The 18,824-nt window shown below is 65.8% G+C and carries 17 protein-coding genes; 11 read left to right on the top strand and 6 right to left on the bottom strand.

Annotation, left to right across the window (positions count from 1 at the left end):
- Positions 1-10: 10 nt before the first annotated feature.
- From ACM9HJ_RS03625 to ACM9HJ_RS03615, 3 genes are read right to left on the bottom strand one after another with little or no spacing between them, the layout of a single operon-like run.
- On the bottom strand, positions 11-1,174 hold the full coding sequence (locus ACM9HJ_RS03625) for a thiolase family protein (protein ID WP_416570318.1): 1,164 nt from the start codon (positions 1,172-1,174) through the stop codon (positions 11-13).
- A complete protein-coding gene (locus ACM9HJ_RS03620) occupies positions 1,174-1,605 on the bottom strand; it encodes a Zn-ribbon domain-containing OB-fold protein (protein ID WP_416570317.1) in 432 nt (143 codons plus the stop codon). Before ACM9HJ_RS03620 ends, ACM9HJ_RS03625 begins: the two co-directional genes overlap by 1 nt.
- A gap of 6 nt (positions 1,606-1,611) precedes the next feature.
- Positions 1,612-2,412, bottom strand: coding sequence for an enoyl-CoA hydratase/isomerase family protein (locus tag ACM9HJ_RS03615; RefSeq protein ID WP_416570316.1), 801 nt, complete (start codon positions 2,410-2,412; stop codon positions 1,612-1,614).
- 260 nt (positions 2,413-2,672) lie between these two features.
- On the opposite strand from ACM9HJ_RS03615, the gene ACM9HJ_RS03610 reads away from it, so the two are divergent.
- The 8 genes from ACM9HJ_RS03610 to ACM9HJ_RS03575 all read left to right on the top strand — a co-directional run bounded on the left by ACM9HJ_RS03610 (position 2,673) and on the right by ACM9HJ_RS03575 (position 13,342).
- Positions 2,673-4,166: an AMP-binding protein gene (locus ACM9HJ_RS03610; protein ID WP_416570315.1), complete on the top strand. Its 1,494-nt coding sequence runs from the start codon at positions 2,673-2,675 to the stop codon at positions 4,164-4,166.
- A gap of 63 nt (positions 4,167-4,229) precedes the next feature.
- A complete protein-coding gene (locus ACM9HJ_RS03605) occupies positions 4,230-5,141 on the top strand; it encodes a LysR family transcriptional regulator (protein ID WP_416570314.1) in 912 nt (303 codons plus the stop codon).
- Between the two features lie 81 nt (positions 5,142-5,222).
- On the top strand, positions 5,223-6,695 hold the full coding sequence (locus tag ACM9HJ_RS03600; protein ID WP_416570313.1) for a mannitol dehydrogenase family protein: 1,473 nt from the start codon (positions 5,223-5,225) through the stop codon (positions 6,693-6,695).
- Between the two features lie 237 nt (positions 6,696-6,932).
- The gene (locus ACM9HJ_RS03595; RefSeq protein ID WP_416570312.1) at positions 6,933-8,417 is read left to right on the top strand and encodes an MFS transporter; all 1,485 of its coding nucleotides are present in this window, start codon (positions 6,933-6,935) and stop codon (positions 8,415-8,417) included.
- Positions 8,418-8,811: 394 nt separating this feature from the next.
- A complete protein-coding gene (locus tag ACM9HJ_RS03590; protein WP_416570311.1) occupies positions 8,812-9,705 on the top strand; it encodes an enoyl-CoA hydratase in 894 nt (297 codons plus the stop codon).
- 50 nt (positions 9,706-9,755) lie between these two features.
- The gene (locus tag ACM9HJ_RS03585) at positions 9,756-10,574 is read left to right on the top strand and encodes an SDR family oxidoreductase (RefSeq protein ID WP_416570310.1); all 819 of its coding nucleotides are present in this window, start codon (positions 9,756-9,758) and stop codon (positions 10,572-10,574) included.
- 178 nt (positions 10,575-10,752) lie between these two features.
- Positions 10,753-12,918, top strand: coding sequence for a TonB-dependent receptor (locus ACM9HJ_RS03580; protein WP_416570309.1), 2,166 nt, complete (start codon positions 10,753-10,755; stop codon positions 12,916-12,918).
- Between the two features lie 70 nt (positions 12,919-12,988).
- Positions 12,989-13,342 (top strand): alpha/beta fold hydrolase, encoded by a 354-nt coding sequence (locus ACM9HJ_RS03575; RefSeq protein WP_416570308.1) that lies wholly within the window; start codon positions 12,989-12,991, stop codon positions 13,340-13,342.
- 14 nt (positions 13,343-13,356) lie between these two features.
- On the opposite strand, the gene ACM9HJ_RS03570 is transcribed toward ACM9HJ_RS03575, so the two are convergent.
- The 3 genes from ACM9HJ_RS03570 to ACM9HJ_RS03560 are packed head-to-tail and all read right to left on the bottom strand — an operon-like array spanning position 13,357 to position 15,538.
- A complete protein-coding gene (locus ACM9HJ_RS03570; RefSeq protein WP_416570307.1) occupies positions 13,357-13,890 on the bottom strand; it encodes a gamma carbonic anhydrase family protein in 534 nt (177 codons plus the stop codon).
- A 57-nt stretch (positions 13,891-13,947) separates the two neighbouring features.
- Positions 13,948-14,724 (bottom strand): enoyl-CoA hydratase-related protein, encoded by a 777-nt coding sequence (locus tag ACM9HJ_RS03565; protein ID WP_416570306.1) that lies wholly within the window; start codon positions 14,722-14,724, stop codon positions 13,948-13,950.
- Positions 14,725-14,773: 49 nt separating this feature from the next.
- Positions 14,774-15,538, bottom strand: coding sequence for an SDR family NAD(P)-dependent oxidoreductase (locus ACM9HJ_RS03560; RefSeq protein ID WP_416570305.1), 765 nt, complete (start codon positions 15,536-15,538; stop codon positions 14,774-14,776).
- Positions 15,539-15,783: 245 nt separating this feature from the next.
- Between ACM9HJ_RS03560 and ACM9HJ_RS03555 the strand changes: the two genes are divergently transcribed.
- From ACM9HJ_RS03555 to ACM9HJ_RS03545, 3 genes are all read left to right on the top strand, one after another.
- Positions 15,784-16,605, top strand: coding sequence for an SDR family oxidoreductase (locus ACM9HJ_RS03555; protein WP_416570304.1), 822 nt, complete (start codon positions 15,784-15,786; stop codon positions 16,603-16,605).
- A 38-nt stretch (positions 16,606-16,643) separates the two neighbouring features.
- Positions 16,644-17,828 (top strand): lipid-transfer protein, encoded by a 1,185-nt coding sequence (locus tag ACM9HJ_RS03550; RefSeq protein ID WP_416570303.1) that lies wholly within the window; start codon positions 16,644-16,646, stop codon positions 17,826-17,828.
- Between the two features lie 165 nt (positions 17,829-17,993).
- Positions 17,994-18,815, top strand: coding sequence for an SDR family oxidoreductase (locus tag ACM9HJ_RS03545; protein WP_416570302.1), 822 nt, complete (start codon positions 17,994-17,996; stop codon positions 18,813-18,815).
- The last annotated feature ends 9 nt before the right edge of the window (positions 18,816-18,824 follow it).

Genomic DNA, 18,824 nt, shown 5'->3' with positions numbered 1-18,824 from the left:
CGCCCCGGTGTCATGCCTTCTCAAGGATATGCACGACACAGGAGGAACCGAGGCCCGTCATGCCGCCGACAACATGGGTGAGGCCCAGACGGGCACCCTCCACCTGCCGCCCGCCAGCCTCGCCGCGCAGATGCAGCGACACCTCGTAGATGTTGGCGATGCCGGTGGCGCCCAGGGGATGGCCCTTGGACAGCAGGCCGCCCGACAGGTTGACGGGGATCTTGCCGCCGATGGCGGTGAAGCCGGTATCGATCAGCCGGCCCGCCTCGCCATCCGCGCACAGGCCCAGATTTTCGTAATGCACCATCTCGGCGGTGGCGAAGCAGTCATGCAGTTCGACCAGCTGCACCTCCTGCGGGCCGATGCCGGCGCGTTCATAGGCGGCGTTGGCGCAGTTGCGGGTCACCAGATTGAAATCGACGATGGCGTCCTGGCGCGGGGTATAGGGATTGCTGGTCATTTCCGAGGCGCGCACGCGGATGGCGCGGCCCATCAGGCCCAGCTGCCGTACCTTCTTCTCCGACGCGATGATCGCGGCCGCGGCCCCGTCGACATTGATGGAGCACATCAGCTTCGTGTTGGGATAGGAGATCATCTCCGCCCCCATCACCTCCTCCAGCGGGGTTTCCCGGCGGCTCATCGCCTTGGGGTTGAAGGTGGAATGATGGTGGTTCTTCACCGCGATGCGGGCGAACTGCTCGAACGTGGTGCCATATTTGCGCTGATGCTCCATGCCGACCTGGGCGAACATCGCCGGCGTCGTCATGGACCCGATCAGCCCCTCCTCGATGAAGCCATCGGTGCGCCCGCCGCTGGCAGCACCCAGCAGGCCGCGCCCCATCTGTTCCACCCCGATGGCCAGGACAAGGTCGTAGATGCCGCCCTTGACCGCGATATAGCCCTCGCGGAACGCCGTGCCGCCACTGGCGCAGGCATTGGCGGTATTGACCACGGGCATGCCGGTCTCGCCGATCTCGTGCAGGATCTGTTGCCCGACCATGGCGAAGGATCGCATCTGGTTGCCGCAATAGAGGGCCTGCATGTCCTGGATCGCAAGGCCCGCGTCATCCAGCGCCAGCAAGGCGGCCTCGGCCCCCAGCTGCGCCACCGTGCGCAGGGGATAGCGGCCGAACGGGATCATGTCGATCCCGACGATGTAGACATCCTCGCTCATCACGCTTCTCCTTGGGCGGGCACGAAGAAATGGCTCACGAACCGCTTGCCGTCCGGGTTGGTCAGGCCGGTATCGCGGAAGACGATGCTGATCGGCATGTCGCGGGGCAGCTTCGCCGGGTCGGGTTCCACCTCCACCAGCGTGCCGCGCAGCGAACCGCCGCCTTCCAGGTCCACGATGGCGGCCACGAAGGGAACCTTCACGCCCGGGAAGCTGCGATGGACGATGGTGTAATTATAGAGCGTGCCCTTGGTGGCGAGCCGCACCGGCCCGATCGTGTCGCGGCGGCCGCAGGACGCACAGGCCATCCGGTCCCCCGGCACCGTCTGTCCGCAGTTCGTGCAATGGCTGCCCATGATGAAGGCCGCACCATCGTCGCCGATCCGGATCATCGGTATCGCCGGTACATGCCCGCTGAAATCATCTGTCATCGATGTTCACTCCCCTTTCGATTTATGGTGTGTTCCGCCCACCGTACCGCGCATCGGCATGAAGGAACCGGCCTCCATGCAGGCCCGCTGGGTATGTTCCTCCAGCCGGATCACGGCCGTCAGATCCTCGATCTCCGCCGCCCGCGTCATGACCTCCTTGGTCTTGCGCAGGCCCGTGGGCGATGCGGCCAGCAGTTCCTCGATCAACCCGCGCGCGGCATTTTCCAACTGGTCGTCATCGACCACATCCGACACCAGCCCCGTGGCCAGTGCGCGGTCGGCATGGATGAAGCGGCCGGTCATCATCAGTTCGGCCGCGACGGAGGTGCCCACCATGCGCGGCAGGAAGTAGCTGGTGCCCAGCTCGCAGCCGGAAAGGCCCAGCTTCACGAAGGCCACGTTCATCCTGGCGCTGCGCCCCGCGATGCGGATATCCGATGCCAGCGCGAAGTTGAAGCCGCCGCCGCAGGCCGCCCCCTGCACCAGACAGATGATCACCTGCGGGCAGGCGCGCATCTTCAGGATGATGTCGGGCAGCGACGGGCCCGGCCCCCGCTCCGTCGCCCCCCTGGGCATGCCGTCGGGGGAATTGTTGTACCAGACCAGATCCAGCCCGGCGCAGAACGCCCTTCCGGCCCCGCGCATGACCACGATGCGGCGCGCGTAGTCGGATTGCAGGTGCTGGAAATAATCCCACAGCTCATTCACCATGGTCGCATCGAGCGCGTTCAGGCGCTCCGGACGGTTGAGGGTCAACCAGTCCACCGCCCCCTCATGCACGACATTGATCGCGGTATATCCGTTCATCTCGCCCTTTGTTCCCCGTCATTGCGGCGGATCGACGGGACAAGGTGTAGAGGGGCGGGAGCGGTAGCGGAAATTCCTACGTGGCGGGAGGGATGCCTGCCAGGCATATCGCCGGCGTCTCCCGCAGACATTCCCCGCAGGCATGGCAAGCGCCCTTTTATCCGATCTCAACGCTCCCACCCCTCTGCTAGGGTCGCCCCAAGGTCGAGCAGAACGCTCGCTTTTGGCCATGCGCCATCCCTGGGAGAGGAGCGTCGGAAGTGCAGAACGACCATTTGAACGTGGCGGCGGGGCCGCTGCCGCTGGGCGACCTGCCAGCCTATCATGCCGCCAAGGACCCGATGCTGCCGGCGGTGACCTGTGATGGCGTGACCACGCGCTTCGCCGAACTCGATGCCGCCTCCAACCGCAAGGCGCGCCAGCTGGCGGCGCTGGGCGTCGGGGAGGGCGATCTCGTCACCCTGGCCGTGCCGAACAGCCTTGAATTCTATGTGACCGCCTTCGCCATCTGGAAGCTGGGCGCCACGGTCGGCATCGTGTCGTCCAGGCTGCCCGCCGCGGAGCTGCGGACCATCGTCGAGCTGGGCAATGCGCGCCTGGTCATCGGGGAGGAACATGCCCGCATCGATGGCTGGAACTTCCTGGCCATGGGGGCCGCGCCGGGTGCTGAATTCTCCGACGCACCGCTGCCTTCCAAGACGCCTGCGCGCTGGAAGATCCATACCAGCGGCGGGTCGACTGGGCGGCCCAAGCTGATCGTGGACAAGCAGCCGGGGCTCTATGATCCGGAGAAGCCGCCCATGGGACAGAGGCAGGGCGATGCGATGCTCAATCCCGGCCCGCTTTATCACAACGCGCCGTTCATCGGGGTTTTCCACACGCTTTTCGCGGGCGGCCATGTCGTTGAGATGGGCAAGTTCGATCCGTTGCGGGCGCTGGAGCTGATCGAGCGCCACAAGGTCAACTGGGTGAATTTCGTGCCCACGATGATGAGCCGGATCTGGCGCCTGCCCGAGGAGCAGCGCAGCGCCTTCGACATGTCGAGCCTGCGCATGGTGTACCACATGGCCGCCGTCTGTCCGCAATGGCTGAAGCAGGCCTGGATCGACTGGCTGGGGCCGGATCGGATCACCGAGGTCTATGGCGGGACCGAACTGATGGGCGGCACGGTCATCACCGGGCGCGAGTGGCTTTCGCACAAGGGCTCCGTCGGCAGGCCCCGCCCGGGCTGCCGGATGCGCATCCTGGACGAGAAGGGTGGGGAATGCGCGGTGGGCGAGATCGGCGAGATCTATTTCCTGCCGGACACGGGCCGGAGCTCCACCTATGAATATATCGGGGCGCAGGCCAAGGCGGCGGGCGAGTGGGAGACCTATGGCGATCTGGGCCATGTCGACCAGGACGGTTATCTCTACATCGCCGACCGGCGGACCGACATGATCGTGTCGGGTGGGGCCAACATCTTCCCGGCCGAGGTCGAGGCCGCCCTGGACCAGCATCCCGACGTCATGTCCGCCATCGTCATCGGGCTGCCCGATGCCGATCTGGGCCAGCGTGCGCATGCCATCGTCCAGGTCGCGCAGAATGCCTGCGAACGGACCGGCGATGATGCTTTGCGGGCTTTCCTGTCGGAGAGGCTGGTGCGCTACAAAATCCCGCGTACCTTCGAATTCACCGTGGAGAATTTGCGCGACGAGGCCGGCAAGGTCCGCCGGTCGAAACTGCGCGACGAGCGGATCGGCGCGGGAGCATGATCGCCGGGGGGCAACAGCGCTGGTTGCTGGCCGGTGTCGGCCATTCATGGTAGGAATAGCCGCATGATCGACCGGCGTCTCCAATATGTCGTTTCCACCGCGCGTTACGGTTCCTTCACCGCCGCCGCCGAGCGGGTGGGGGTGACGCAGTCGGCGATCACCAAGAGCGTCGCCGACCTGGAACAGCAGCTGGGCTATTCCATCTTCAACCGCACGGCCCGGGGCGTCATCCTGACGGAGGAGGGGCGCCTTTTCGTGGAGCGGGCGTCACGCCTGCTGGAGGATACGCAGGATCTGCTGCGCGGGGCATCCGCGGGTTCCGACCCCTATGCCGGCTCGCTGCGGATCGGGGTCTGCCCGCCATCGCTGGAATGGCTGCTGGTGGAGCCGCTGGCGACGCTGATCGGCCGGCATCCGAACATCCGGCTGCATATCGTCGGCGGCAGCTACGACAGGATCGTGCAGCAGTTGCGCGTCGGGGCGATCGACGTCGCGCTTGGCTATGAGGCGGCGTTCAAGGAGCAGCCGGATTTCCGCTGTGAACCAATGGCGCCGATGAGCACCACCTTCTTCGTCCGCAAGGGGCATCCGATCCTGGAGTGCGCGGAGGTGACGAGGGCGGAAATCGCCAAGTACGACCTGATCTCGCCGTCGGGCTCCTCGCCCTATAATTTCATCTGGCGCCAGATCTATGAGGATTCGGGCATCGATGTGCATGACCGGCTGCACATCATCGATTATTTTCCCATCGTGGCCAGGCTGGTGCGCAATACCAACGCCATCAGCGTGGCCTCGCTGCATTACGTGAACACAAGTATCTTCAAGCGGCACTTCGCCGCCGTGCCCATCATATTTCCCCCCTCATCGCTCTGCTGCGCGACGCGGCTGCGCTGGAGCCCGCGCCCGGCGGTCCGCGCCTTCATCAAGGCCTGCCGAGAACGGCTGCCTTCGTCGGAAGAAATGACCGGCGTTTAGCCGGTTCCCAAAACAACCTGAAATTCGCACCCAGCCACGCCCTCATGGGACGCGGAGACGGGGGCTATTGGAAGGACGCTGATGGACCTCTCCCGCGCCACCCTGTCCACCCTTCCCACCGCCATCGCGCGGCCGGGTTATGATCCGGCGATGGTGAGGGCGGGCATCGTCCATCTGGGCTTCGGCGGTTTCCACCGCGCGCACATGGCCCGGTATACCCATGACCTGATGGAACGACGGGGCGACGCCGCCGGGTGGGGGATCATCGGCATCGGGCTGCGGGCGGGTGATGTCGGGGTCCATGACGCGCTGGCCCCGCAGGATGCGCTCTACACGCTGGTGGAGCGGCAGGACGGGGACGAGACGGCAGTTGTGATCGGTTCGGTCTGCCGGGTGATCCAAGCCGCCGCTTCCGCCAAAGCCGTGCTGGACGCCATCGATGATCCGGCGATCCGCATCGTCAGCCTGACCGTCACGCAGAACGGCTATTGTCTCAACGCCGCAACCAAGCTGCTGGACCTCGACCACCCGGCCATCCTCCATGATCTGGCGCATCCAGCGCAGCCGCTGAGCGCGGTCGGGATCATCGTGGAGGCCTGCCGGCGGCGGATGGCGGCGGGGCTTCCCGCCTTCACGGCGATGTCCTGCGACAATATCCAGCATAATGGCAGGGTGCTGCGCGGCGCGGTGCTGGCGCTTGCCGGGCGGCGTGACGCGGCCCTGACCGATTGGATCGCGGCCAACGCCTCCTTTCCCGGTACGATGGTGGACAGGATCACCCCGGTCACGACCCCGGCCATGGCGGCGGATTTCGCGGCGCGCTCCGGCCTTGCCGACCGCTGGCCGGTCTTCTGCGAGCATTTCCGGCAATGGGTGATCGAGGATGATTTCACGGCCGGGCGCCCGGCATGGGAAGAGGCCGGCGCACAGTTCGTCGCCGACGTTGCGCCGTACGAGTTCATGAAGCTGCGGCTGCTCAACACCAGCCATCTCGCGGTCGCCGGGCTGGGCCGGCTGCTGGGCCATATCCATATCGACGAGACGATGCGCGATCCGGCGCTGCGATGCTACATGCGGGCACTGATGGATCGGGAGACGGGGCCGACATTGCCGCCTGTTCCGGGTATCGATCTCGACGCCTACAAGGACCAGCTGATCCGGCGTTTCGGCAATGTTGCGATCAAGGATACCGTCGATCGGGTCAATGCCGACGCGCCGATCAACCTGCTGGTGGAACCGATCGGCGATCGTCTGGCCGCAGGCGCCGGTGTGGACCTGCTGGCGCTTGCCCTGGCCGCCTGGATGCGCCGCCTGACGGGTGTGGACGAGGCGGGAAGGCCGATCGAGGTCGTCCATCCGCTGGCCGGCCTGCTGCGCGAGCGAGCCTGTGCCGGCGGCGGGGACCCGGTTCCGCTGCTGGGCATCCGCCCTCTTTTCGGCGATCTGGTCGGGCATGAGGCATTCGTCGCCACGCTGCGGACATGGCTGACGTCGCTGCATGTGCACGGTGCCCGGACGACGCTTTCCCATGCCCGTGCCCGGCTCGGCTTCTGATGGCCATTCATAAGTGGCACGAGCCATTCCGGCGGGGCATGAAGGATGGTGTGTCGGATGAAGCAACCATCTGTTTTCAAAGGAATTTCCACGACGATGCCGCCAGGATCGGGGGCGATGCGCCGCTTGACAGCAAGAGCCCGCTCCCCGACCACCATAGTCGGCCTGATCGCAAGGCCCAATGATCCGGGAGGAAACGGGATGGCCGGAAGCCCCAAGAGACAAGGAACATTCCAGATGCAGCTGACGGATGCCGGAGAAGGGCCGCCACCGGCGGCCGCGCCGGACGGGGACGCAAGGCGTCCCACCCGATTGCCCGTCGCGCGCAAGACCGGCTATGGGGCGGGGCAGCTTGTCGAGCTGATCGTCGAAAGCATGCTCAACATCTTCGTGCTGTTCTACGCGACGGCGGTCTGCGGGTTGCCCGGCGGCCTGGCCGGGCTGGCCATCGGTGCCGGCATCGTGGTCGACGCGGTGGTGAACCCGCTGATCGGATCGCTGTCGGACGGCTGGCATTCGCGGTTCGGCCGGCGGGTGCCCTTCATGGCCCTGTCGCTGGTGCCCATCGTCGTGACGTTCAATCTGATCTTCTCCCTTCCCACCGGCCTGGGGCAGACGGCGCTGTTCGCGTGGCTGACGCTGCTGTCGGTGTCGCTGCGCATTTCGCTGTCGATCTTCACCGTGCCCTATCAGGCGCTGGGCGCCCAGCTGACCGATGATTACGCCGAACGCTCGTCGGTGGCGGCGTGGCGCTGGGGCATCGGCATCCTGGGCACGGTGGCCGTGATCGTGCTGGGCTATGGCGTCTTCCTGGCCGGACCGGGCGGCGTGTCGCAGCGCGCTGCGTACCTGCCGTTCACACTGACCTTGAGCGTGCTGCTGCTGATCGGCGCGTTCATCGCGATCCGGCAGGGGCTGGCGCTGCGGGAACTACCGCATGAGGTGGCGGCGCCGACCGGGGCGATCCATCGCCGGCTGCTGGGTGAGATGCGCGAGATGTTCGCCAACCGGACCTTCCGCATCCTGTTCGCCGCCGGCCTGCTGTTCAATATCGAGGCGGGGGTGCACCAGGCGCTGGGGCTGCATGTGGTCACCTTCTTCTGGCATCTGACCCCCGGACAGATCCAGGGGATGGGGATGGCGGCGGTGCTGGGGCTGGTCCTGGCCGCCCCGCTGGCCGGGCCGTTCGGCAAGCGCATGGAGAAGCGCACCATGCTGATCATCAGCATGATCGGCATGGTGGCCTGCCACGGGCTGCCGGCGATCTTCAAGCTGCTGGGGCTGATCACCCTGACCGGCAACGCGCTGCTGGCCGTCCTGGCCAGTGTGGCATTCCTGGGCGGTGCCATGATGGCCATGTCGATCATCGCTTTCGTGTCGATCATCCCGGATGCCGCCGACGAGCACGAGCATCTGTTCGGCACGCCGCGCCAGGGGCTGTATTTCGCGGGCTGGTCGTTCGCCACCAAGACGGCGACGGGGGCGGGCGTGCTGATCGCCGGCATGGTGTTGCAACTGATCGACTTCCCCGTGCAGCTGGCCGAGCAGGGCGCGGCGGCCGTGCTGCCCCAGCAGACGGTGGCCTGGCTGGCCATCGCGCACGGGCCCGGGGCCGGGCTGCTGTCGATCGCCGGGGTCGGGCTGGTGCTGCTCTACCGGATCGACAGGCAGGCCCATGCGCGGATCATCGCCGATCTGGCCTGGCGGCGGCGGGCACCTTAGAGCGTATTTCCGGTAACCGGAAATACGCTCTAGCTTTTCGTTTTCCTCAAGCGCCGGCGCCGCATCCGCGGCTTGGCTTCACGCCGCACGTGCGGCGCGGCGGCAGTCGCCGCCGGAGCGGCTTTCCAGTCAGAGGAAAACCGCTCTAGGGTCTGTCAGGTGCTTCAACAAACACTTTAGGCAACCGGTTTCAAGGGGTGGGGCGCGTCCGGCGGAGAAGGCCGGACGTGCCCTGAAGCATGTCTGCGCCCCCGGCGCGGGGGTATTCCTGCGGCTCATGCCCGGCACCGCGTTGGAATTGGACGCCCTACCTGAAATGCGGAAGGCTCGGGTTCAACCGAGGCAAACGGTTTCCGATACGTGCCGAAGAGCACGTGAAACAGGAGGAACAGACATGGCCGCAGGCGGTCACGAATATCAGCAGCTGATCTATGAAACGCCCGCGCCCAAGGTGGCGCGGATCGTGATGAACAGGCCCGGCCGGCGCAACGCCCAGGGCATCACCATGACCTATGAGCTGGACGCCGCGTTCAAGCGCGCCTGCCATGACGACCAGATCAACGTGATCATCCTGGCCGCCACGGGCGACCACTGGAATTCCGGCCATGACATCAGCGGCGACGAAGCGTCCATGCCGGCACCCGACCAGGTCGTCGGGCTGTGGGGCGACTATAGCGGCAAGGGCTGGGAAGGCTATTACGCCCGCGAGAAGGAGATCTATCTGGAGATCACCGAGCGCTGGCGCAACGCGCCCAAGCCGGTGATCGCGGAGATCCAGGGATCGGTGATCTCGGGCGGCATCATCCTCACCTGGATGTGCGACCTGATCGTCTGTGCCGAGGATGCGCGGTTCCGCGATGCGACGGCGGCGGAGATGGGCATCGCCGGCGTGGAGTTCTGGCAGCATCCCTATGAGATGAGCGTCCGCCAGGCGAAGGAATGGCTGATGACCGGCGGGTGGATGAGCGCGCAGGAGGCCAAACAGCGCGGCATGATCAACCATGTCGTCCCGCGTGAGCAGCTGACGGCCCGCACGCTGGAACTGGCCCAGACCATCGCCGCCCGCAATCCGCTGACTATGAAGCTGGTGAAGCAGGCGATGAATTTCGCCCAGGACCAGATGGGCCGCAAGGCGTCGGTGGATTACGGCTTCCACCTGCATCAGATCGGCCACATGCAGGCGATGCTGACCAGCGGCCTGCCCATCGACATCGAGAGCATGCCACCGGCCATGCGCGCCAACATCGAAAAGGTGGTCGCCGCGCGCAAGGCCGCTGCCGGCGGCTGATATCCAGGCTCCGCCGCGGGCGGGGCCTGCACCCAGGATTGGACAATCACATGACCGACATTGCTAACCGTACCGCCTTCATCACCGGCGGTGCGAACGGGATCGGCTTGGGTATCGCACGGTCGCTGGCAGGCGCCGGCGCCAAACTGGCCCTTGTCGATTTGGATTCCGACGCCCTGGACCGGGCAAAGGCCGAGCTGGGCAAGGTGACGGAAGTCTTCACCGCCGTGCTGGACGTGCGTGACCGTGACGCCTATGCGCGGGTCGCCGGTGATGTCGAGGCGCAATTGGGGCCGGTATCGATCCTGGTCAACAATGCCGGCGTCGCCGGCGGTGCGCCTGCGCCCAAGCTCACCTATGAGCTGTGGGACTGGGGCATCGGGATCAACCTGGACGGCGTCATCAACGGCATCCAGACCTTCCTGCCCGGCATGGCCGCGCGCGGTGACGGCGGACATATCGTCAATACGGCGTCCGGCGCGGGGCTGGTTGCCCGGACGGGCGGGGTGCTCTATTGCACGGCCAAGTTCGCCGTCGTGGGGATGAGCGAGGCACTGGGCGCCGAACTGGAGCCCCAGGGGATCGGGGTGACCGTCCTGTGCCCCGGACCGGTTGCCACGGACATCATCGACCGCACCCTGGCCATCCATCCGGCGAAGACTGTGAAACCCATGGCGCCGGAGGTTCTGGCGCGGCTGGAGGAGAAGAAGAAGTACCTGGCGGGGGGTGTGTCCCCCGATGCGGTGGGTGTCATGGTGCGCGATGCGATCCTTGGAAACCGCCTCTATGTGCATACCGACCGCACGGTCATCGGCATGATCGAAGAGCGCAGCAAGGCCCTGCTCGAGGCCATGCCGCCGGCGGCGTGAAACCGCGGGATCCCACAAGACTTCACAGGATATGCGGGACGGCGCCATGCCGGCGGGTCGGCGAGGCAGTCCGCGGCCATTCCTGGCGGGCATGGCCCGGCTCCATTCGGCATTTGACCCGAAGTCCTCAAAACGAGGACGAATGTATGAAAAAAGAAAATCAGGGAGGAGAGTTCCAATGAAGGCAAGAACACTGAAGACGCTGACATCGATATTGGCGATCTCCTGCGTAGGCACGGCCTATGCGCAGGCACCGTCCGCGCCGCCGCCGGCTCCGGCGGCAGACGCCGCGCAGGACATTCCGCTGGATTTCATCGTGGTGACCGCGCAGCGTCGCACGCAACGGCTGGTCGATGTGCCGATTTCCGTGGCGACGGCAACGCCCGAGGATCTGGAGCGGGCGGGGGCCACCTCGATCGAGAACCTCACCAAGGTGACGCCCGGCATCTACCTGCAGCGCGCCGTCTATGGCCTGTCGCCGACGATCCGCGGCATCGGTTCGACCCTCACCACCTCGGGGGGCGAGCAGAATGTGGCGCTCTATGTCGATGAAATCTACTATTCCACGCCCACGGGCAACATCTTCGACCTGGCCAGCGTCGCGGGCGTGGAGGTGCTGAAGGGCCCGCAGGGCACGCTGTTCGGGCGCAACGCCACGGGTGGCGCCATCCTGGTGCGCACCCTGGATCCCGGTTTCACGCCGGCGGGCCGCTTCAACGTGTCCTATGAGCGCTTCGACCAGGTGCGGACCAGCGGCTATCTCAATGTGCCGCTGGGCGAGAAGGTGGCCATCAACGGCTCGGTCGCCTATCGCCATTCCAACGGTTATGTCCGTGACCTGAAGACCGACAAGATCACCAACGAGGGCGAAAGCTTCACCGCACGCGGCAAGCTGCTGCTGGAGCCGACCGATAATTTCCAGGTGGTCTTCACGGCGGCGCATGCCGATTTCGACGATCCGTCGGGCAGCGATACCAAGAATATCCGGCCGGCCCGTCTGGTCGCGGCGGTGGGGGGGCCCATCGCGACGGACCGTTACCATTCATCGAACAATACCGAGCAGACCATCGAGACCCGGACCGACGAGTACAGCGCACGGGCGCGCCTGGACCTGGAGGCGGGGACGGTATCGTCCTTCACCGCGTTGCTGCGCAACAAGCTGGACGCGCTGAACGAGATCGACCTCAGCTACGCCAACCAGAATGTCGGGTTGCAGGTGAATACCAAGGTCTTTTCCCAGGAGGTGAATTTCGCCTCCCGGGACGACCGGCCCTTCACCTATGTCACCGGCCTCTATTATTTCCGCAGCCGGGGCAAGGTGCCGTTCGTGACCTCCACCGGTGCACCCCTGTCCAATTCCGCCGGCAGGCTGGAGGCCGCCGCCGGTTACGCGGACGGCACCTACCGGTTCGGCGACCTGTCGCTCATCGCCGGCATCCGCTACAGCGATGAAAAGCGCCAGACATGGAGTGCCGCCGGCGTCCTGGCACCGTCCCCCTACACGCGCATCCAGAAGGCCAACGACAAGCAATGGACGCCGCGTGTCGGCCTCTCCTATGCGCTGGACGAGGAAACCAGGATCTACACGACCTACAGCAAAGGCTTCAAAAGCGGCGTGTTCGACGCGACCTCGCCGACCGGGCCGGGCGTGACGCCGGAGAAGGTCGACGCGTTCGAGGCGGGCTTCAAGACGGCGGCGCACGATATCACTTTCAACGCCGCCGCCTTCTATTATGATTACAAGGACACGCAGGTGAATGCCACCATCTCCGGCCAGAACGGCCAGGTGTTCACCCAGCTGTTCAACGTGCCGAAGTCGCGCATCTATGGCGTGGAGGCGGATGCATCGCTGCGCCTCAGCGAGGCTTTCGACCTGCGGGCGGCCGTCGCCTATACCCATGCCCGTTACGTCGATTTCAAGTCGGCACCCGGCTATGTCGACGCACCCACCAATCCCGCGACCCTTGGCGGGCTGCTTTACGCCAATGTCAGCCTGGACGTGAGCGGCAAGGCCATGGTGCGCAGCCCGGAATTCACCGCCAGTTCCACGCTCGCCTATTACGCGTCGCTTGATGACAACAAGGAGCTGGAGGTCACGCTGTCCCCCTATTACAGCAGCCGCGTCCACTTCACCTTCGACAACAGCCTGAGCCAGAGTGGTTATGTGCTGTTCGACGCGGCCGCGACCGTGACGATCAACGACAACATCAAGGTGTCAGTCTTCGGCCGCAACCTGACCGACCGCAAATACAAGGTCAGCATGAGCCAGAACGCCCTGTCGCTGGAAGGCTGGCGCTATGCCCAGCCACGGATTTACGGCCTGTCACTTGGTTATTCCTTCTGATCCGATAAAACCCCTGCCGCCGCCCGCGATCCCGCGCGGCGGCGGCAGTTGCTTCCAGCAAGGAAAACACATGCCGACGACCAGGGGCGACGTCCGGATCCATTATGAAACCAGGGGGCCGCGTGACGGCATCCCGCTGCTGTTCATCCAGGGCTTCACCTGGCAGCTGATCGGCTGGCGGGAGGGCTTCTGTCAGGAGTTCGTCGATCGCGGTGCCTTCGTCATCCTTTTCGACAACCGGGATGTGGGCCTGTCGCAGAAATTCGGCGGGTCGGCGGATATGGATGGCGGCTACAGTCTGGCCGACATGGCGGGTGACGGTTTCGCGGTCCTGGATGATCTGGGCCTGGCGGTTGCTGAAGAATGCCGAGCTGCATGTCTATCCCGGCATGGGCCACGAAATTCCCGAGCCGCTTTGGCATGAATTCGCAACGGTGATCATGCGGACGGCGGCACGCGCCTGAGATTGCCGGCATAGTGCAAGGCCTTCCCGCGATAATCCCCGGCGGACTGCCGTAGCGCGGCCAGTTCCGGGTCGGACAATGGCCGCACCGCCCGCGCGGGCGCCCCGATGATCAGGCTTCCGGCCGGGAAACTCTTGCCCTCCGTCACCAGGGCGCCGGCACCGACCAGACAATCATCCGCGATGACGGCATTGTTCAGCACCGTGGCGCCCATGCCGATGAGGGTGCGATCGCCGATCCGGCAGCCATGCAGGACCGCATGGTGGCCGACGGTGACATCCTCCCCGATGACCAGCGGACTGCCCGGATCGGAATGGAGCATGGCACCATCCTGGATATTGGTCCCGGCGCCGATCTCGATCGGCGTGTTGTCCGCGCGGATGACGGCCCGGAACCAGATGCTGGCACCCGACCGCACCCGGACATCGCCGATAAGATCGGCCGAGGGCGCGATCCATGCCCCGACGGCCAAGGACGGTTGCTTTGTGTCGAGTTCATAGAGCGGCATCGATATTCCCCCGTTGATACCTATGGCGATTCCAGGTTGGATCGGACGGACCCTACCCTAACGCCCCTGCCATTGCGGGGCGCGTTTCTCCGCAAACGCCACGGGCCCTTCCACCGCATCCTGCGAGGTCAGCATCGCCTGCATCGCCGGATATTTCCATTGCCCGCCGATGCCATCCTCCAGGCTGGTATCCAGGCCGCGCAGGGCGGCCTGCTTGGTGGCGCGGACGGACATGGGGCTGCAGGCCAGGATGGCGGCGGCCCGGCGGCGGGCGGCCGCCATGACATCCGTTTCCGCCACCTCGTTGATGAAGCCGAGTGCCAGCCCCTCCGCCGCCGTCACGCGCCGGCCGGTGAGCATCATGTCCATCGCGCGGTGAAAGCCGATGGAACGGGACAGGCGCTGGATGCCACCGCCCAATGCCGCCAGGCCGACCCGTGGCTCAGGCAACGCGAAGACCGCGCCGGCGGAGGCGACCACCAGATCGCAGGCCAGCGCGATCTCGAACCCACCCCCCATGGCGACGCCGTTCACGGCGGCGATGACCGGCTTGGTGAGATCGAAACGGGAGGTGAGGCCGGCGAACCCGGTTGGCGGCAGGTCGAGACCGCCGCCGGCCGCCTGCTGTTTCAGGTCATGGCCGGCGCAGAAAGCCTTGGCGCCCGCCCCGGTGATGATGGCGGCCCACTGATCCCCATCGGCGGCGAACGCATCGAAAACCGCCTCCAGTTCCAGATGGGCTTCGCTGTTCAGGGCATTGTGCGCATCCGGGCGGTTGAGGGTGACAATGGTGAGCCGTCCTTCCCGGCTCACATCGACGTAACGGTAGGTCATGCGGTGGGTCTCCCGGCATGGATTGGTCGAAGGGGGGAGGGGAGGTGGCTCATTTCGGTGCCAGACGGATGGCTCCGTCCAACCGGATGGTCTCGCCATTCAGCATGGGGTTGTCGATGATCGCGGCCACCATGCGGGCGAATTCCTCCGGCCGGCCCAGCCGGCTGGGGAAGGGCGCCTGCCGGCCCAGGCTGTCCTGCGCCTCCTGCGGCAAGGACATCAGCAGGGGCGTGAGGAACAGGCCCGGGGCGATTGTCGCCACGCGGATGCCGTACCGGGCCAGTTCCCGCGCGATGGGCAGGGTCATGCCGACAATGCCGCCCTTGGACGCCGCATAGGCGGCCTGCCCGATCTGACCGTCATAGGCGGCGACGCTGGCCGTATTGATGATGACGCCGCCTTCCTCCCCACCGATGGTGCCGGCATCATGGATGCGGGCGGCGAATTTCGACAGGACGTTGAAGCTGCCGATCAGGTTGATCGCGATGACCTTGGTGAAATCGGCCAGCGGGGTGGCCTTGCCGTCCCGGCCGATCACCTTGGCCGGCGGCCCGATGCCGGCGCAATTCACCAGGATGCGCGCCTTGCCGTGCAGGCCCTCCGCCTCCTGGAGGGCCGCTTCCACGGCGTCCGCATCGGTCACGTCCAGCTTGATGAAATGCCCGCCGATCTCCTTTGCCAGCTGGTTGCCCAGGTCGGCGTTCAGGTCGAAGATCGTGACCTTGGCGCCACGGCCGGCCAGCAGCGCCGCCGTGGCGCCGCCGAGGCCGGATGCGCCGCCGGTGACGATCGCACCGGTTCCCTTGATGTCCATCGGACCCTCTCTGTCAGTTCGGAATTGGTGGCCAGGGCCCGCCGCGATGGCGGCGTCATACGGCGCTGGCAGGTCCGTCTTACAGAGGTTCGGGCAGGTTGAGGCGGGATAAAACGGCGCCAGCCATTCCTGCGAGGCATTACACGGCCCGGCTTTGCATTTCGCGATCGGGGGGCCGTGCCCTAGCGTTGGATGAAATTCAGCGGGCCAGAGCCGCCCTGAACAAAATCCATGGGAGGAACCATATGACCGACGTGCAGGGGCGCACGGCCTTCATCACCGGTGGCGGCAACGGCATCGGGCTGGGCATCGCCCGCAGCTTCGCCCGTGCCGGTGCCAGGCTGGCCCTGGTCGACCTTGATGGCGATGCCCTGGCCAGCGCCAAGGCGGAATTGCAGGACATCACCCCGGTGGAGACCTTCCAGCTGGATGTGCGCGACCGCGATGCCTATGCGGCCGCGGCCGACGCCGCGGAACGCGCGCTGGGGCCGGTATCGCTGCTGTTCAATAATGCCGGCGTCGCCGGGGCCTTTCCCGCCGAGAAGCTGACCTATGAATTGTGGGACTGGTCGATCGGCATCAATCTCTATGGCGTCATCAACGGCATCCAGAGCTTCCTGCCCAGGATGGCCGCGCGCGGCGGGGGCGGGCATATCGTGAATACCGCGTCGGGCGCCGGTCTGGCGGCGACAAGCTCCGGCGTCCTTTACTGCACGGCCAAGTTCGGGGTGGTCGGCCTGTCTGAGGCGCTGAATGTCGAACTGGCACCGGCCGGGATCGGCGTCAGCGTGCTGTGTCCCGGTCCCGTCGCGACCGGCATCATCCAGCGGTCGGCGGATGCCGCCCCCCTGGCCCGGATCGCCCTGTCGCAAGAGCAGGAGAGCCGGCGGGCGGAACGGATCGCCGTGATGAACGCGGCGCTGAAACAGGCTGTCAGCGCCGACAAGGTCGGGGACATGGTCCTGAAGGCGGTGCAGGACAACGGCCTCTACATCCATGTCGATCGGGTCATGGAGGAACGGATCATCGCCCGGACCCGGGCGCTGCTTGCCGCCATGCCGGATTGATCCCGAACATCCGAACCGAATTCAAAAGGAAGTCGACAATGAGCAATGTGCGGGTCGCCGGGGTCGGCATGATCCCCTTCACCAAGCCCGGCCAGAGCGAGGATTGGGACGTGATGGCGGAAAAGGCCATCCGTCTGGCGCTGGCCGATGCCGGCATCACCTATGACCAGGTCCAGCAGGCCTATGCGGGCTATGTCTACGCGGATTCAACCGCCGGCCAGTCCGCCCTCTACCGGATCGGTTCCACCGGCATTCCGGTCGTCAATGTCAACAATAACTGCTCCACGGGGTCCAGCGCGCTTTTCCTGGCGCGCCAGATGGTCGAGGCGGGTGCGGCCGATTGCGTGCTGGCCTTCGGGTTCGAACAGATGGTGCCGGGCGCCCTGGGATCGGTCTTCAACGACCGCAAGCGGACCATGGGCCATCATGGCGCCAAATTCCTGGAAATGCGGGAATACGACCCGGCCAAGCCGCCCACGCCGCAATTCTATGGCGGTGCCGCCGTCGAGTATCAGCAGCGCTACGGGATCGGCGACGAGGTGTTCGCGATGATCGCCGTCAAGGCACGCCGCCACGCCGCCAACAATCCGCTTGCCGTCTTCCGTGATCCGCTGACGCTGGAGGAGGTGCTGGCGGCACCCAAGCTGTCCGGACCGGTCACCCGCTTCCAGGCCTGTCCCCCCACCTGCGGTGCCGCGGCGGCGGTGCTGGTCTCGCCCCGTTTCGCGGCCCGGCATGGGATCAAGGCGCCGGTGGAAATCCTGGCCCAGTCGCTGACCACAGATTTCCAGAGCACCTGGGACGGGCGCTCGATGATCAGCCTGATCGGTTACGACATGACCAAGGCCGCGGCCGACAGGGTCTATGAGGCGGCGGGCGTGTCCCCCGACGATGTGGACGTGGTCGAGCTGCATGACTGCTTCACGCCCAACGAGCTGGTGGTCTATGAGGCGCTGGGCCTGACGCCGGACGGGACGGCGGAGCGCTATATCCGCGACGGGCAGAATACCTATGGCGGCAGCCATGTGGTCAATCCCAGCGGCGGTCTTCTGTCCAAGGGGCATCCGATCGGTGCGACCGGCCTGGCCCAATGCTACGAGCTGACGCGCCAGCTGCGCGGCAGTGCGGGCGGGACCCAGGTCGACGGCGCGCGGCTGGCGCTCCAGCACAATATGGGCATGGGCGGGGCGTGCGTCGTCACGCTCTACGGCCGGGCACAATGATACCAGTGGCAGGAAGGATTGACCGTTGGTCAATCCTTCCTGCCCCTCAATCGCCGGCGCCAGCATCCGCTGGCTTGGCTACGCCGCATGAGCGGCGCGGCGGCGGTCGCCGCCATATCAACGGTCATAATTTATGACCGTTGATATAAATCCAAGAGGAAGCAAATGACCGACGTGCAGGGGCGTACCGCCTTCATCACCGGCGGTGCCAACGGCATCGGCCTGGGCATCGCCCGCGCCTTTGCGCGGGCCGGCGCCAGGCTGGCCCTGGTGGACCTGGATATAGAGGCGCTGGCCCGCGCCAAGGCGGAACTGGAGGACATCACCCAGGTCGAAACCTACCGGCTGGACGTGCGCGACCGTGATGCCTATGCCACCGTCGCGGACACGGTCGAAGGCACGCTGGGGCCGGTGTCGCTGCTGTTCAACAATGCGGGCGTCATCGTCGCGGAGGCGCCGGCCAAACTGAATTACGCGCTGTGGGATTATGCGATCGGCATCAATCTGCACGGCGTCATCAACGGCATCCAGACCTTCCTGCCCAGGATGATCGAGCGCGGCCAGGGTGGGCATATCGTCAACACCTCGTCGGGTGCCGGGCTTGCGGCGACCGGGTCGGGCGTTCTTTACTGCACGGCCAAGTTCGCGGTGGTCGGCATGTCGGAATCCCTGCATGCCGATCTGGCCCCGGCCGGCATCGGCATTAGCGTGCTGTGCCCCGGCCCCGTCGCGACCAATGTCGTGCACCGGTCGCAGGAGGGCGCCCCCAAGGGTGCCGTGCAATTGTCGCAAGAACATGAACGGCGGAGAGCAGAGCGTCGCGAATTGATCAACCAGGCGCTTCAGAAGGGTACGGGCATCGACGAGGTCGGCCGGATGGTCATCGATGCGGTTCAGCAGAACAGGCTGTACATCCATACGGACCGTATCATGGAAGAGCCGATCAAGGCCCGGACCAAGGCGCTTCTCGACGCCCTGCCGGGCTAGGGGCTGGGC

Source organism: Niveispirillum sp. KHB5.9 (genome assembly GCF_048066115.1).
In the GTDB taxonomy this organism is placed as follows: Bacteria; Pseudomonadota; Alphaproteobacteria; order Azospirillales; family Azospirillaceae; genus Niveispirillum.
Note: the sequence above shows the minus strand (reverse complement) of the source record. Positions and strands in the feature narration are given on the sequence as shown.